Origin of the sequence: Stutzerimonas stutzeri, assembly GCF_000219605.1 — a bacterium.
Classification (GTDB): Bacteria; Pseudomonadota; Gammaproteobacteria; order Pseudomonadales; family Pseudomonadaceae; genus Stutzerimonas; species Stutzerimonas stutzeri.
In genome coordinates, this window is sequence record NC_015740.1 from 3,923,281 (window position 1) to 3,937,123 (window position 13,843).

The 13,843-nt window shown below is 66.0% G+C and carries 12 protein-coding genes; 6 read left to right on the forward strand and 6 right to left on the reverse strand.

Annotation, left to right across the window (positions count from 1 at the left end; genetic code table 11):
- A complete protein-coding gene (gene ubiX, locus PSTAB_RS18090; protein WP_013984098.1) occupies positions 1-630 on the reverse strand; it encodes a flavin prenyltransferase UbiX in 630 nt (209 codons plus the stop codon).
- Between the two features lie 52 nt (positions 631-682).
- Entirely contained in the window at positions 683-2,032 is a 1,350-nt protein-coding gene (gene mpl, locus PSTAB_RS18095) for a UDP-N-acetylmuramate:L-alanyl-gamma-D-glutamyl-meso-diaminopimelate ligase (protein WP_013984099.1), read from the reverse strand.
- 189 nt (positions 2,033-2,221) lie between these two features.
- Between mpl and exaC the strand changes: the two genes are divergently transcribed.
- The 4 genes from exaC (at position 2,222) to eutC (ending at position 7,743) form a co-directional block, all read left to right on the forward strand.
- The gene (exaC, locus tag PSTAB_RS18100) at positions 2,222-3,742 is read left to right on the forward strand and encodes an acetaldehyde dehydrogenase ExaC (RefSeq protein WP_013984100.1); all 1,521 of its coding nucleotides are present in this window, start codon (positions 2,222-2,224) and stop codon (positions 3,740-3,742) included.
- Positions 3,743-3,939: 197 nt separating this feature from the next.
- Positions 3,940-5,388: an ethanolamine permease gene (gene eat / locus PSTAB_RS18105; RefSeq protein WP_013984101.1), complete on the forward strand. Its 1,449-nt coding sequence runs from the start codon at positions 3,940-3,942 to the stop codon at positions 5,386-5,388.
- An 11-nt stretch (positions 5,389-5,399) separates the two neighbouring features.
- The gene (locus tag PSTAB_RS18110) at positions 5,400-6,791 is read left to right on the forward strand and encodes an ethanolamine ammonia-lyase subunit EutB (protein ID WP_013984102.1); all 1,392 of its coding nucleotides are present in this window, start codon (positions 5,400-5,402) and stop codon (positions 6,789-6,791) included.
- 157 nt (positions 6,792-6,948) lie between these two features.
- The gene (gene eutC / locus PSTAB_RS18115) at positions 6,949-7,743 is read left to right on the forward strand and encodes an ethanolamine ammonia-lyase subunit EutC (RefSeq protein WP_013984103.1); all 795 of its coding nucleotides are present in this window, start codon (positions 6,949-6,951) and stop codon (positions 7,741-7,743) included.
- 6 nt (positions 7,744-7,749) lie between these two features.
- On the opposite strand, the gene PSTAB_RS18120 is transcribed toward eutC, so the two are convergent.
- Positions 7,750-9,321 (reverse strand): alkaline phosphatase D family protein, encoded by a 1,572-nt coding sequence (locus PSTAB_RS18120; protein WP_013984104.1) that lies wholly within the window; start codon positions 9,319-9,321, stop codon positions 7,750-7,752.
- A gap of 85 nt (positions 9,322-9,406) precedes the next feature.
- Entirely contained in the window at positions 9,407-9,835 is a 429-nt protein-coding gene (locus tag PSTAB_RS18125; protein ID WP_013984105.1) for a RidA family protein, read from the reverse strand.
- 203 nt (positions 9,836-10,038) lie between these two features.
- Between PSTAB_RS18125 and PSTAB_RS18130 the strand changes: the two genes are divergently transcribed.
- Positions 10,039-10,851: a M90 family metallopeptidase gene (locus PSTAB_RS18130; protein WP_013984106.1), complete on the forward strand. Its 813-nt coding sequence runs from the start codon at positions 10,039-10,041 to the stop codon at positions 10,849-10,851.
- Positions 10,852-10,958: 107 nt separating this feature from the next.
- Positions 10,959-11,486: an inorganic diphosphatase gene (ppa, locus tag PSTAB_RS18135; protein ID WP_003290517.1), complete on the forward strand. Its 528-nt coding sequence runs from the start codon at positions 10,959-10,961 to the stop codon at positions 11,484-11,486.
- Positions 11,487-11,574: 88 nt separating this feature from the next.
- Here ppa and PSTAB_RS18140 read toward each other — a convergent pair whose 3' ends face one another.
- Both PSTAB_RS18140 and PSTAB_RS18145 read right to left on the reverse strand, forming a co-directional pair.
- Positions 11,575-13,032, reverse strand: a complete 1,458-nt coding sequence (locus PSTAB_RS18140) for a sensor domain-containing diguanylate cyclase (protein WP_041771863.1) — start codon at positions 13,030-13,032, stop codon at positions 11,575-11,577.
- Between the two features lie 153 nt (positions 13,033-13,185).
- On the reverse strand, positions 13,186-13,635 hold the full coding sequence (locus tag PSTAB_RS18145) for a PAS domain-containing protein (protein ID WP_013984108.1): 450 nt from the start codon (positions 13,633-13,635) through the stop codon (positions 13,186-13,188).
- Positions 13,636-13,843 lie beyond the last annotated feature (208 nt).

A 13,843-nucleotide genomic window follows, 5' to 3' on the forward strand; every position in this document is an offset into this window, starting at 1 on the left:
TCAGTCGTCGCTGACGATATGGTGCTCGCCCCAGCGCGGCAGCATGTCCTGGGGAATGTTGAGCAGGTTGAGGATGCGCGCGACGACGAAATCCACCAGGTCGTCGATGCTTTGCGGCTGGTGATAGAAGCCGGGCGAGGCCGGCAGGATCACCGCGCCCAGATTCGACAGCTTGAGCATGTTTTCCAGATGAATGCTCGAATAGGGCGCCTCGCGTGGCACCAGAATCAGCTGGCGGCGCTCCTTGAGGGTGACGTCGGCGGCGCGTTCGATCAGGTTGTTGCAGGCGCCGGTGGCGATTGCCGACAGCGTGCCGGTGGAACAGGGCACCACCACCATCGCCGTCGGTGCGCCGGAGCCGGACGCCGGCGGTGCCATCCAATCCTCCTTGGCGAACACACGGATCTGCCCGGCGGCGGCACCGGTGTACTCGGAGAGGAAGGCCTGCATGGCCTGCGGCTTGGCCGGCAGCACCACGTCGGTCTCGGTGGCCATCACCAGTTGCGCGGCCTTGGAAATCAGGAAGTGCACCTCGCGGTCTTCCTGGATCAGGCAATCGAGCAGGCGCAGACCGTACTGCGCGCCGGAGGCGCCGGTCATGGCCAAGGTGATGCGTTCCGGTCCGCTCATTCAATTTGCTCCTGATGCCATTCGCGTGGAAATGCCTGCGGCGATTTCCACCCTACGCCAGTGCGGCGGCCAATTGGCCGTGCAACCCACCGAAACCGCCATTGCTCATCACCACCACCTGAGTGCCCGGCACGGCATCGGCTTTCACTTTGGCAATGATCGCCTCCAGCGAATCGCAGACCGTGGTCGGCACCGGCGAGCCGGCGACGGTCGCGGCGAGATCCCAGCCGAGGTTGGCCGGTGCGTACCAGATCGCCTGATCGGCCAGCGCCACCGACTCGGCCAGGCCCTCGCGGTGCGCGCCGAGCTTCATCGAGTTCGAACGCGGCTCGACCACCGCGATGATCGGCGTATCGCCGACGCGCTTGCGCAGACCGTCGAGGGTGGTGGCGATGGCGGTCGGGTGATGGGCGAAATCGTCATAGATGGTCACGCCATTGACCTCGGCGACCTTCTCCATGCGCCGCTTGACGCTACGGAATTCGCTCAGCGCCTCGGCGCCCTGCTTCGGCAGCACGCCGACATGCCGTGCCGCCGCCAGCGTCGCCAGCGCATTGTTGACGTTGTGCCGGCCGGTCAGCTCCCACTCCACCACGCCCTGCACCTCGCCGTCGAAGATCACTTCGAAGCGCGAGCCGTCGGCGCTGAGCAGCTTCGCCTGCCACTGGCCGCCGTCGCCAGTGGTCTGCACCGGCGTCCAGCAGCCCATGCCGATGACGCGTTTGAGCGCCGTTTCCGACTCGGGATGGATGATCAGCCCCTCGCCTGGCACGGTGCGCACCAAATGATGGAACTGCCGCTCGATGGCGGCGAGATCCGGGAAGATATCTGCGTGATCGAACTCCAGATTGTTCAGGATCGCGGTGCGCGGGCGGTAGTGGACGAATTTGCTGCGCTTGTCGAAGAAGGCGCTGTCGTACTCGTCGGCCTCCACCACGAAGAACGGCGTACCGCCGAGCCGTGCGGAGATGCCGAAGTTCTGCGGCACACCACCGATGAGAAAGCCCGGGCTCATGCCGGCATGTTCCAGCACCCAGGCCAGCATGCTGCTGGTGGTGGTCTTGCCATGGGTGCCGGCCGCCGCCAGTACCCAGCGACCCTGCAGCACGTGATCGGCTAGCCATTGCGGGCCGGAGACATAGGGCAGCCCCTTGTTCAGCACGTATTCCACTGCCGGGTTGCCACGCGACATGGCGTTGCCCACCACCACCAGATCGGGTGCCGGTTCCAGATGCGCCGGCTCGTAGCCCTGCATCAGCTCGATACCCTGAGCCTCGAGCTGGGTGCTCATCGGCGGATAGACGTTGGCATCGGAGCCGGTGACGCGATGGCCGAGTTCCTTGGCCAGCACCGCGAGCGAACCCATGAAGGTGCCGCAGATGCCGAGAATATGGATATGCATTGATGACCTCTGAAAGACGCCGCGCCAGACGGCATGGCCGCGCATTCGACGCTGGAAAACTGCGGCGCAGATTAGCACAGGGTCCGCTGCGGGGCGGTCGCACCGCACGTCGCCTCGCCTGCCGACGAACGGAGCCTGTTCTACGCTGAAAGACAGCAGTCATCACAATTACAAGACCGGAGACTCATCATGCGTTACGCCCATCCCGGCAGCGAAGGCGCTGTCGTTTCCTTCAAATCCCGCTACGGCAATTACATCAACGGCCAGTTCGTCGAGCCGGCCGGCGGTCAGTACTTCACCAACCTTTCCCCGGTCAACGGTCAGCCCATCGCCGAGTTTCCGCGCTCCGACGCCGCCGACATCGAAAAGGCCCTGGACGCCGCCCATGCCGCCGCCGATGCCTGGGGCAAGACCAGCGTGCAGGCGCGTTCGCTGATCCTGTTGCAGATCGCCGACCGCATCGAGCAGAACCTGGAAATGCTCGCCATCACCGAGACCTGGGACAACGGCAAGGCGGTGCGCGAGACGCTCAACGCCGATATCCCGTTGGCCGCCGACCACTTCCGCTACTTCGCCGGCTGTATCCGTGCCCAGGAAGGCACCAGCGCCGAGATCGACGAACACACCGCGGCCTACCATTTCCACGAGCCGCTGGGCGTGGTGGGGCAGATCATCCCGTGGAACTTCCCGATCCTGATGGCCGCCTGGAAGCTCGCCCCGGCGCTGGCCGCCGGCAACTGCGTGGTGCTCAAACCGGCCGAGCAGACCCCGCTGGGCATCAACGTGCTGCTCGAATGCATCGGCGACCTGCTGCCGCCGGGGGTGCTCAACGTGGTGCACGGCTACGGCCGGGAAGCCGGCGAAGCACTGGCCTCGAGCAAGCGCATCGCCAAGATCGCCTTCACCGGCTCCACCCCGGTGGGCTCGCACATCATGAAGCGCGCCGCCGAGCACATCATTCCGAGCACCGTGGAGCTGGGCGGCAAGAGCCCGAACATCTACTTCGAGGACATCATGCAGGCCGAACCGGCCTTCATCGAGAAGGCCGCCGAGGGGCTGGTGCTGGGCTTCTTCAACCAGGGCGAGGTGTGCACCTGCCCGTCCCGCGCACTGGTGCAGGAGTCGATCTACGCGCCCTTCATGGAAGCGGTGATGAAGAAGGTCGGGCAGATCAAGCGCGGCGACCCGCTGGACACCGACACCATGGTTGGCGCCCAGGCCAGCCAGCAGCAGTTCGACAAGATCATGTCCTACCTGAAGATCGCCCAGGAAGAAGGCGCCGAAGTGCTCACCGGCGGGGCGGCCGAGAAACTCGAAGGCTCGCTCGCCACCGGCTATTACATCCAGCCGACCCTGCTCAAGGGCACCAACAAGATGCGCGTGTTCCAGGAGGAGATCTTCGGCCCGGTGATCGGCGTCACCACCTTCAAGGACGAGGCCGAGGCGCTGGCCATCGCCAACGACACCGAGTACGGCCTCGGCGCCGGCGTCTGGACCCGCGACATCAACCGCGCCTACCGCATGGGCCGGGCGATCAAGGCCGGTCGTGTCTGGACCAACTGCTACCACCTCTACCCGGCGCACGCGGCGTTCGGTGGTTACAAGAAGTCGGGCGTCGGTCGCGAGACGCACAAGATGATCCTCGACAGCTATCAGCAGACCAAGAACCTGCTGGTGAGCTACGACATCAATCCGCTGGGCTTCTTCTGATGGGCTGAGCGCGGTGGGCTTCGGCTCACCGCGCGTTCGAACAAGACACCTGCCGGGCTCCGCCATGGTGCTGTGGAGCCCGCAAAAGGTGCGTTCCTGCCGACATCCACCGACAAAACACCGGGAATCCCGTATTCCGTGCCGGGGCATGACGCTTGCTAGGGAGAGAGGTGCCAACCCGTCCAAGAGGATTCCCCATGGCTCTCGAACACAGCAGTTCAACGCCACCGCACCACGCAATCGATTTCGAAACCGTTGGCAGTAGCTATTTCCAGGAACGCGAACTGAAGAAAGGCGCCGCCGGCTGGGTGCTGCTGGTCGGCCTTGGCGTCGCCTACGTGATTTCCGGCGACTATGCCGGCTGGAACTTCGGCCTCGCCCAGGGCGGCTGGGGCGGGCTGTTCATCGCCACGCTGCTGATGGCGACCATGTACCTGTGCATGTGCTTCTCGCTGGCCGAGCTGTCGTCGATGGTCCCGACCGCGGGCGGCGGCTATGGTTTTGCCCGCACCGCCTTCGGCCCATTGGGCGGCTTTCTCACCGGCACGGCGATCCTCATCGAATACGCCATCGCGCCGGCGGCGATCGCCGTGTTCATCGGCGCCTATTGCGAGTCACTGTTCGGCATCGGCGGCTGGATGATCTATCTGGCCTTCTACATCGTCTTCATCGGCATCCATATCTTCGGCGTCGGCGAGGCGCTGAAGCTGATGTTCATCATCACCGCGGTCGCCGCCCTTGCCCTGGCGGTGTTCATCGTCGCCATGGTGCCGCACTTCTCGGTGGACAAGCTGCTCGATATCGCGCCGACCACCGCTGCCGGTGCCAGCAACTTCCTGCCCTACGGCTACGTCGGCATCTGGGCGGCGATTCCCTACGCGATCTGGTTCTTCCTCGCCGTCGAAGGCGTGCCGCTGGCCGCCGAGGAAACCAAGAACCCGCAGCGCGACATGCCCCGCGGGCTGATCGGCGCCATGCTGATACTGGTCGCCTTTGCCGGCCTGATCTTGCTGGTCGGCCCGGGCGGCGCCGGTTCCAGCACCCTGGTGGCATCCGGCAACCCGCTGGTGGAAGCGCTGACCACGGCCTACGGCTCGTCCACCTGGATGAGCGGCTTCGTCAACCTGGTCGGCCTGGCCGGGCTGATCGCCAGCTTCTTCTCGATCATCTTCGCCTACTCGCGGCAGATCTTTGCCCTGTCGCGGGCCGGCTACCTGCCGCGCAACCTCTCGCTGACCAACAAGAACAAGGCGCCGGTGCTGGCCCTGGTGATCCCCGGTGTGATCGGCTTCCTGCTCTCGCTGACCGGCCAGGGCGACCTGCTGATCCTCGTCGCGGTGTTCGGCGCGACCATCTCCTACGTGTTGATGATGGCTTCGCACATCGTGCTGCGCCTGCGCCGGCCGGATCTGCATCGCCCGTACAGGACACCTGGCGGCATCGTCACCTCGGGCGTGGCGCTGGTACTGGCCTGCATCGCGGTCATCGCGGGCTTCCTGGTCGACCCGCGGGTGGTGATCGGCGCCGCGATCATCTACGGGATCTTCATCGCCTATTTCGCGATCTACAGTCGACACCATCTGGTGGCCGGCACGCCGGAAGAGGAATTCGCGGCGATCGAGCAGGCCGAGGCGACACTCAAGTAGGGAGAGCAGCCATGACGTACTCGCACAGCGTGGGCGGCACCACCTGGCGCTTCGACGATCTGCGCGAGGTGATGGCCAAGGCCAGCCCTGCGCGCTCCGGCGACCTGCTCGCCGGGGTCGCGGCGGGCAGCGACGCCGAGCGAGTGGCGGCGCAGATGTGCCTGGCCAATGTGCCGCTCAGGCGTTTTCTCGAAGAAGCACTGATCCCCTACGAACGCGATGAGGTCACCCGGCTGATCATCGACAGCCATGACGCCGCCGCCTTCGCGCCGATCAGCCACCTGACCGTTGGCGATTTCCGCAACTGGCTGCTCGGCGAGGAGGCGGACGAGTCGTCGCTGAAAGCCCTCGCACCGGGGCTGACGCCGGAAATGGTCGCCGCGGTGTCGAAGATCATGCGCGTGCAGGACCTGATCCTGGTCGCGCAGAAGGTCCGCGTCGTCACCCGCTTTCGCAACAGCATCGGCCTGGCCGGACGCATGTCCACCCGACTGCAGCCGAACCATCCCACCGACGACGGCGCCGGCATCGCCGCGAGCATTCTCGACGGCCTGCTCTACGGCAACGGCGACGCGGTGATCGGCATCAACCCGGCCACCGACAGCACCGCCGGCATCTGCGAGCTGCTGAAGATGCTCGACGCCGTGATCAGTCGCTACGAGATCCCGACCCAGGGTTGCATCCTCACCCACGTCACCACCTCCATCGAGGCGATCAACCGCGGCGCGCCGCTGGACCTGGTGTTCCAGTCCATCGCCGGCACCGAGGCGGCCAACGCCAGCTTCGGCATCAACCTGGCAACGCTGCAGGAAGGCTACGAGGCCGGCCTGTCGCAGAAGCGCGGCACCCTCGGCGACAACCTCATGTATTTCGAGACCGGCCAGGGCAGCGCGCTCTCGGCCAACGCCCATCACGGCGTCGATCAGCAGACCTGCGAGGCCCGCGCCTACGCCGTCGCGCGCCGCTACAAGCCGCTGCTGGTGAACACCGTGGTCGGCTTCATCGGCCCGGAATACCTCTACAACGGCAAGCAGATCATCCGCGCCGGGCTGGAGGACCACTTCTGCGGCAAGCTGCTCGGCGTGCCCATGGGTTGCGACATCTGCTACACCAACCACGCCGAAGCCGACCAGGACGACATGGACATGCTGTTGACCCTGCTCGGCACGGCGGGCATCAACTTCATCATGGGCATCCCGGGCTCGGACGACGTGATGCTCAACTACCAGACCACTTCCTTCCACGACGCCCTCTACGTGCGTCAGGTGCTCGGCCTGCGGCCCGCGCCGGAGTTCGAGGAATGGCTGGCGAAGATGCAGATCCTCCGACAGGACGGCAATCGCCTGCAGCTCGGCCGTGACCTGCCCGAAGCCTTCCGCCGGGCGCTGGAGCAGCAGGCATGAAGCCGCTCTTGCTGTCTCGGCCATCCTCAGGTGGAAAACGCTGCGCGGTTTTCCACCCTACGCCGAGGCTCTCGCCGCGACCCGTAGGGTGGAAAACGACCGCAGGTCTTTTCCACGTGTCTGTTCACGCGCCTGACCGCCACGCGCCGAGGTAGCCATGCCCGACCGCTCGCCCATCATCGAAAATCCATGGCAGCACCTGCGCCAGCTGACCCCGGCGCGCATCGCCCTTGGCCGTGCCGGCACCAGTCTGCCGACGGTGGCGCAACTGGATTTCCAGTTCGCCCATGCCCAGGCGCGTGACGCGGTGCATCTGCCGCTGGACTGCGCCGCGCTGGCTGCCGAACTGGAAAAGCATGACCTCAGCCATCTGCACCTGCGCAGCGCCGCCACCGACCGACAGATCTACCTGCAGCGTCCTGACCTCGGTCGGCGTCTCGACGAAGCCAGCGCCGCCACGCTCGACGCCCAGGCCGGCGACGGCTGCGACCTGGCGCTGGTGATCGCCGATGGCCTCTCGGCCCTGGCCGTACAGCGTCATGCGGCACCCATGGCACTGAAGATCGCCGAACAATGCCAGGCCGAAGGCTGGTCCCTCGGTCCCGTCGCGCTGGTGGAACAGGGCCGCGTGGCGGTGGCCGACGAAATCGGCCAGCGGCTGAAGGCACGGATGGTGGTGATCCTGCTCGGCGAACGCCCAGGCCTCAGTTCACCGGACAGCCTGGGCCTGTACTTCACCTGGGCACCGCAGGTCGGCCGGCACGATGCGCAGCGCAACTGCATCTCCAACATCCGCCCCGAGGGGCTGAGCTACAACCTGGCCGCGCACCGCCTGCTCTACCTGATGCGCGAAGCCAGCCGCCGACAGCTCTCCGGCGTCCAGCTCAAGGACGAAACCGACGTGCCGGCGCTGGACGGTCAGCCGCGCGCCGGAAACTTCCTGCTCGGCTAGCCGGCATCAGGCCGGCTGCCAGGGCTCCAGCGTCTGGCTGTAGACCACCGCGCCGTCGATGTCGCGCAGGCTCACGCTCAGCGCACCGCTCTGGGCATCGATCTCCACCTCGCCGAAGAACTGGAAGCCCGCCCGCGGCGAGCTGTTCGCCGTCGGCGGCGCCTTCTGGAACACCACTTCCGGGCCGAAGGTGCCGTCCAGCGGATTAGGCCCGAAGCTGCCGGCGTTCAAGGGGCCTGCGACGAACTCCCAGAACGGCTCGAACTGCTGGAAAGCGGCGCGGTTGGGGTGGTAGTGGTGCGCGGCGCAATAGTGCACATCGGCGGTCAGCCAGACGGTGTTGCGCACCCGCGCACGCTGGATGAAGGCGAGAAGCTCGGCGATTTCCAGCTCGCGACCGAGCGCCTGACCATCGTCACCGTTGGCGATCGCCTCCCAGCGACGCATGCCCTGGGCGTCCACGCCGTCCGGCACATGCAGGCCGATGGGCATGTCGGCGGCGATCACTTTCCAGGTCGCCCGCGAGGCGCGCAGCTCGCGTTTGAGCCAGCGCAACTGCTCACGGCCGAGGAAAGCCGTCTGCGCGCCCTGCTCGCTCTGCAGATTATCGGTGTTCGGCCCGCGGTAGCTGCGCATGTCCAGCACGAACACGTCCAGCAACGGCCCGTAGCTGACCTTGCGATAGATGCGCCCGAGCTTGTCGCCGCGGGCCACGCGCATCGGCGCATATTCCAGGTAGGCCTGACGCGCACGGCGGACCAGGGTATCGATGTCGCGAACCTGCCGGTAGCGGTCGTCCAGCTCCTTGCTCGGCGACCAGTTGTTGGTCACCTCGTGATCGTCCCACTGCCAGATCTGCGGTACCTCGGCATTGAAGGCCCGCAGGTTCTCGTCCAGCAGGTTGTAGCGGTAGTTGCCGCGAAACTCGTGCAGCGTCTCGGCAACCTTGCTCTTCTCTTCGGTGACCAGGTTGCGCCAGATGCTGCCGTCCTCGGCGGTCACCTCGGCGGGAATCGGCCCGTCGGCGTAGATCACGTCGCCACTGTGCAGGAAAAAGTCCGGCCGCCGCCGACGCATGCTTTCGTAGATGCGCATGCCGCCGAAGTCCGGGTTGATACCGTAGCCCTGGCCGCAGGTGTCGCCGCCCCAGACGAAGCGGATATCGCGCGGGCGCTTCGCGGCGCTGCGCAGGTGGCCGAACCAGGGCTCGCTGAGCACGCCGCTGCGGGCATCCTCGAAACGTGCCCGGTAGAAGATCGACTGATCCGCCGGCAGCCCACGCAGGTCGACGCGGGCGGTGAAGTCCTGACCGGCATCGGTTACGGAGGACACCATGCGCCGCGGGTTGCCGAAGCGGCTGCGCGTATCCCACTCGACGATCAACCGGCCAGGGCGGTCGCAGCGGCTCCAGATCAGCGCGCGATCGTCCGTCACGTCGCCGGACTGCACGCCGTCAAGCATCTGCGGGCGCGCCCGCGGCGCGGCGATGATGGCAGGCGCGACGCCCAGGGCCGGCAGGGCGAGGCCGGCGCCGATACCCTGCAGCAGCTGGCGGCGCTTTTGATCCGGTGCGGTCATTTCGGAAGTCTCCTGGCGAGTGGGGGGTCATTCCGATGTACCCGTCCCGCTTGACAGTCCCGTGACGCGCCGACCGACGGCACGCTCAGCCGGCCGCCAGCAACAGCACCGCGTCGATCTCGAACAGCATGCCGTCCAGTGCCAGACGCGGCACGGGAATCAGCGTACAGGCCGGCTTCGGACCCGGCCCCAGCGCCCGCGCGAGTTCGTCGCCGAACACCTGCAGCCGCGCTTCGCTGTGATCGACGATCAGTACACCGAGCTTGGCAATCTGCTGCGGTGTACCGCCCGCGGCCTCGATGGCGATACACAGGTTGCGCAGCGCCTGGCGCACCTGCTGGCGGAAGTCCTCGGACAGCTGTCCGTCGGCGGTTTCACCGCCCTGCCCGGCGATAAAGGCCAGTCGCGCGCCGGGCGGCAACAGCGCCACATGGGAATAGCCGTTCGGGGCGGGGTCGTACAAGCCCGGCGGGTTGATCAGGGAAAGTCCCCCTGGGCGGTTCTGTTCACGCATGGCAGGCTCCTCGTCTACAGGGTTCGGCGGGCAAGGCCAGCAGTAGCGCCACTCGCCCGGAGTACTCACCGTAGCAGCCGCCCGGCGATCCCACCGGTGTTTCGCAGAGGCGGTCGCGGGCTTTCATGGCAGCCGAGGTCCGGCTTGCCGCTGGTGAGCGCCGCGCTTATGGTGAGCGCCCCGCCCCGCTGGAAACATCAGCCATGTGGTCCTTTCGCGCCTGGCAGCGCAAACGCATCCTCGCTCGCAACCCGGTCGATGCCGATCTGTGGCAGCGGGTGCTCGACAGCCTGCCGATTCTCGACGGTCTCGGCGACGACGAACTCGCCCGCCTGCGTGAGCGCGCCGTGCTGTTCCTGCACGACAAGCGCCTCACCGCGCTGCCCGGCGTCGAGCTGCAGGCCGAGGACCGTCTGCGCCTGGCGCTGCAGGCGCAACTGCCCCTGCTGCACCTGGCGGACCTCGGCTGGTATCACGGCTTCCACGAGATCGTGATCTACCCCGATGATTTCCTCAGCCCGCAGAAGCACCGCGATGCCGCCGGCGTCGAGCATGAATGGGACGCCGAACACAGCGGCGAAGCCTGGCTGCAGGGCCCGGTGATCCTGGCCTGGCCCGGGGTGCAGGAAAGCGGCGGCTGGGAGGCCTACAACCTGGTGATCCACGAACTGGCGCACAAGCTGGACATGCTCAACGGCGATGCCAACGGCCTGCCGCCGCTGCATCGGCAGATGCGCATCGATGCCTGGGCCAGCGCCATGCAGGGCGCCTACGACCGACTCAACGCCGCGCTGGACGCCGACCCGGAAGCCGAGACGCCGATCGACCCCTACGCCGCGGAAAACCCGGCGGAATTCTTCGCCGTCACCAGCGAGTACTTCTTCAGCGCCCCGGACGTGCTGCAGCAGAGCTTTCCCGACGTCTACGCGCAGCTGGCGGCGTTCTACCGGCAGGACCCGCTCGCTCGACTGCAACGCCTGCAGGCCGAACATCCCGCCTATCGGGAACCTGCGTAGGCCTGGCGCGTCGAAGCCGGCGTGCATTGCGCGCGACATTGCGCCTATAATCGCGCCCACTTTTTTCCGCCCCCAGGCCGCGCTGGCCGATCAGGAGCCCATCGTTCATGAGCTACAGCAAAGTCCCGGCTGGCAAAGACCTGCCGAACGACATCTACGTCGCCATCGAGATCCCGGCCAACCATGCGCCGATCAAGTACGAGATCGATCACGACACCGACTGCCTGTTCGTCGACCGCTTCATGGCCACCCCGATGTTCTACCCGGCCAACTACGGTTTCATCCCGCATACCCTGGCCGATGACGGCGACCCCCTCGACGTGCTGGTCGTGACCCCCTACCCGGTTGCCCCGGGCTCGGTCATCCGCTGCCGTCCGGTCGGCGTGCTGAACATGACCGACGAAGCCGGCGGTGACGCCAAGCTGATCGCCGTCCCGCACGACAAGCTGACCCAGCTGTACAAGGACGTGAAGGAATACACCGACCTGCCGCCGCTGCTGATCGAGCAGATCAAGCACTTCTTCGAGAACTACAAGGATCTCGAGAAGGGCAAGTGGGTCAAGGTCGAAGGCTGGGAAGGCGCCGACGCCGCCCGTGCCGCCATCATCAAAGCTGCCGAGGCTTACCAGAAGTAAGTCGAGGCACTGAAGAAAAGCCGGCCACAAGCCGGCTTTTTAATGCCCGCAAATCGGCCTTTTGCCACCAGCCCCGCTTCGACTATCGCTAGCCCCGCACCTGGTTGCGCCCGCCACGCTTGGCTTCGTAGAGCGCCTGGTCCGCTCGCGCCATCAGCTGATCCACCTCGCCCGGTAGGCCCTCCATCTGCGCCAGACCGATGCTGACCGTCACCGTGATGTCGCCGGCCGCCGTGGGCATCGGCGTCTGGGCCACGGCAGTGCGGATCTTCTCGGCCACGCAGCGTGCCCCTTCGGCATCGGTATGCGGCAAGACGATGGCGAACTCCTCGCCGCCGAGCCGACCGAACAGGTCGTGAGCGCGCAGCATTCCGGCACAGGTCTCGCTGAACTGCTTGAGCACGGCATCGCCGATCGGATGGCCGTGCACGTCGTTGACGCGCTTGAAGTGATCGATATCGAGCATCAGCAGGCTCAGGCTCTCGTTATGGCGGCGGGCTCGCGCGAGTTCAGCCTCCAGACCTGCGAGAAAGGCCCGGCGACTGCTGACGCCGGTCAGTACATCGGTGTTGGCCAGCTGTGCCAGCTGGCCGTGGGCGAGGCGCAAGCGAGCGATGCTCTGGAAGTAGCGACTGCTCAGCAGAAAGATCAGCAGCGCCACCACCGACAATGCCAGGGAGATGACACCTGCCGAAACGGTCAGCAATGTCTTGCGCTCCTGGAATGCCGCCATGAAGTCCGTCGGCGACAACAGCACGACCACCACCACGCCCTGGTCAATCAGGCGCCGATAGGCGCCGAGGCGATACTCCTCGTCGATGACGCTGACGCCTTCGTAGAAGCCTCGCTGGGGAGCCTCCGGATCGAAGTAGGGCTTGTCCTCCGGCACCTTGAAGTGCCCGTAGCGCCCCGGAATCTGCGTTCCGGAGGCGATGGCTCGCACGCTGCGATCGGTGCCCAGCAAAACGATGCTGCCGTTGGGGCCGACGTCGATCTGCTGGTAGTAGTCGGCGAAGAAGCTGGTGGGCACGGAAAGCACCAGCACCCCGGCAAACTCGCCGTTCTGGTGGATGGGGCGGGTGAACTGGATGGTCCACTGTTTCGAAACCCGACCAAGCACCGGCTTGCTGATGAACAGCCGATCCTCCTGCGGGTTGTCGCGATGCACGCGAAAGTGCTCGCGATCGCTCAGGTCCACATGCTTTCCGGACGGCCCGAGGTTGGAAAAGACCAGCCGGCCGTCCCGGTCGATCACCGCCAGCTGTGCAATGAAGCCGCCATAGGCCTTGAGCTCCTCGTCCACGTGGCGGCCGAAGTCCATGTGCTCCAGGACGTCTTCACGCATGTCCAGCAACACGATGTCCATCAGCCGGATGGTGCTGAGCACGTGGGCCTCGAAGGCGGTGGCGAGGTTCATCGCGTTGTTGCGCGCCGCCTGCACCGTCAGCGTACGTTCATGCTTGATCTCGTCCAGCACGAACGCCCACATCGGTCCCAACGTCAGCACGAGCACCAGGGCTGCCAGAAGTCCTGCCTTGCGTTTCAAGCTTCACCCCGTCGCGTCCTACGCGGAGTTCTTGTTCTCGAAGCTAACAGACGAACGGTAGCGCCGGCCAGACACGTGACCGGACAACGCACCGGCATGACGCGCGCTCGGCCGCGGGGTGTACGCAAGGGCAACACAGCCATCAGGCTGGAATCAGGCCATCGCCACTGGCTGGCGCACCGGAAGAAGTTCGTGGACGACCAGCACCTGCCGGGTCAGCGTACTCATCAGCAAGGCCGAGCTCTGGTACGCGCGCCGCTGACCATCACGGCCGTGCTCGTAGCCGAAGACAAACGGATCGCCAGTGCCGGCGAGCAGCGCCTCGATGCCGTCTGCCAGCCTGGCACCGGCATCGAACCCGTCGCCAGTGGCCGCACGGCAGCGCGCCAGGTAATCCAGCGACTTGCATCCGGACAAGGCAGCCGGAGCGTTGCCGCCGGCCATCCAGACCTGATTGGCAGTGATCAGCCTGCCGTTGCCATCGACCACCCCGATGGCCAGCGGCAAGGCATCGATGATCCCGCGGGTGAACGCTTCGGCGTCTTCCAGACGTGCCTCGCGCCGCTGCTGCTCGGTCACATCCTGCAGGCAGCCGACCAGCAAACCGCCCAGAGCACCGAGGCCCTGGAAAACCTGCCCAGGTTGATCACCGACTATGCCCGTGCCACTTGCCGGAGTTGAGCACGGTGCCGCTGCAGACGAGCGTCGCTGATGCGATTCAGCGCACCGCCGATACGTCGCGCCTATATCCCCTGCTTTCGAAGGGATTCCCGTGACCGTACGGTTTCGCTATGGTGGCTAACAGGTATCA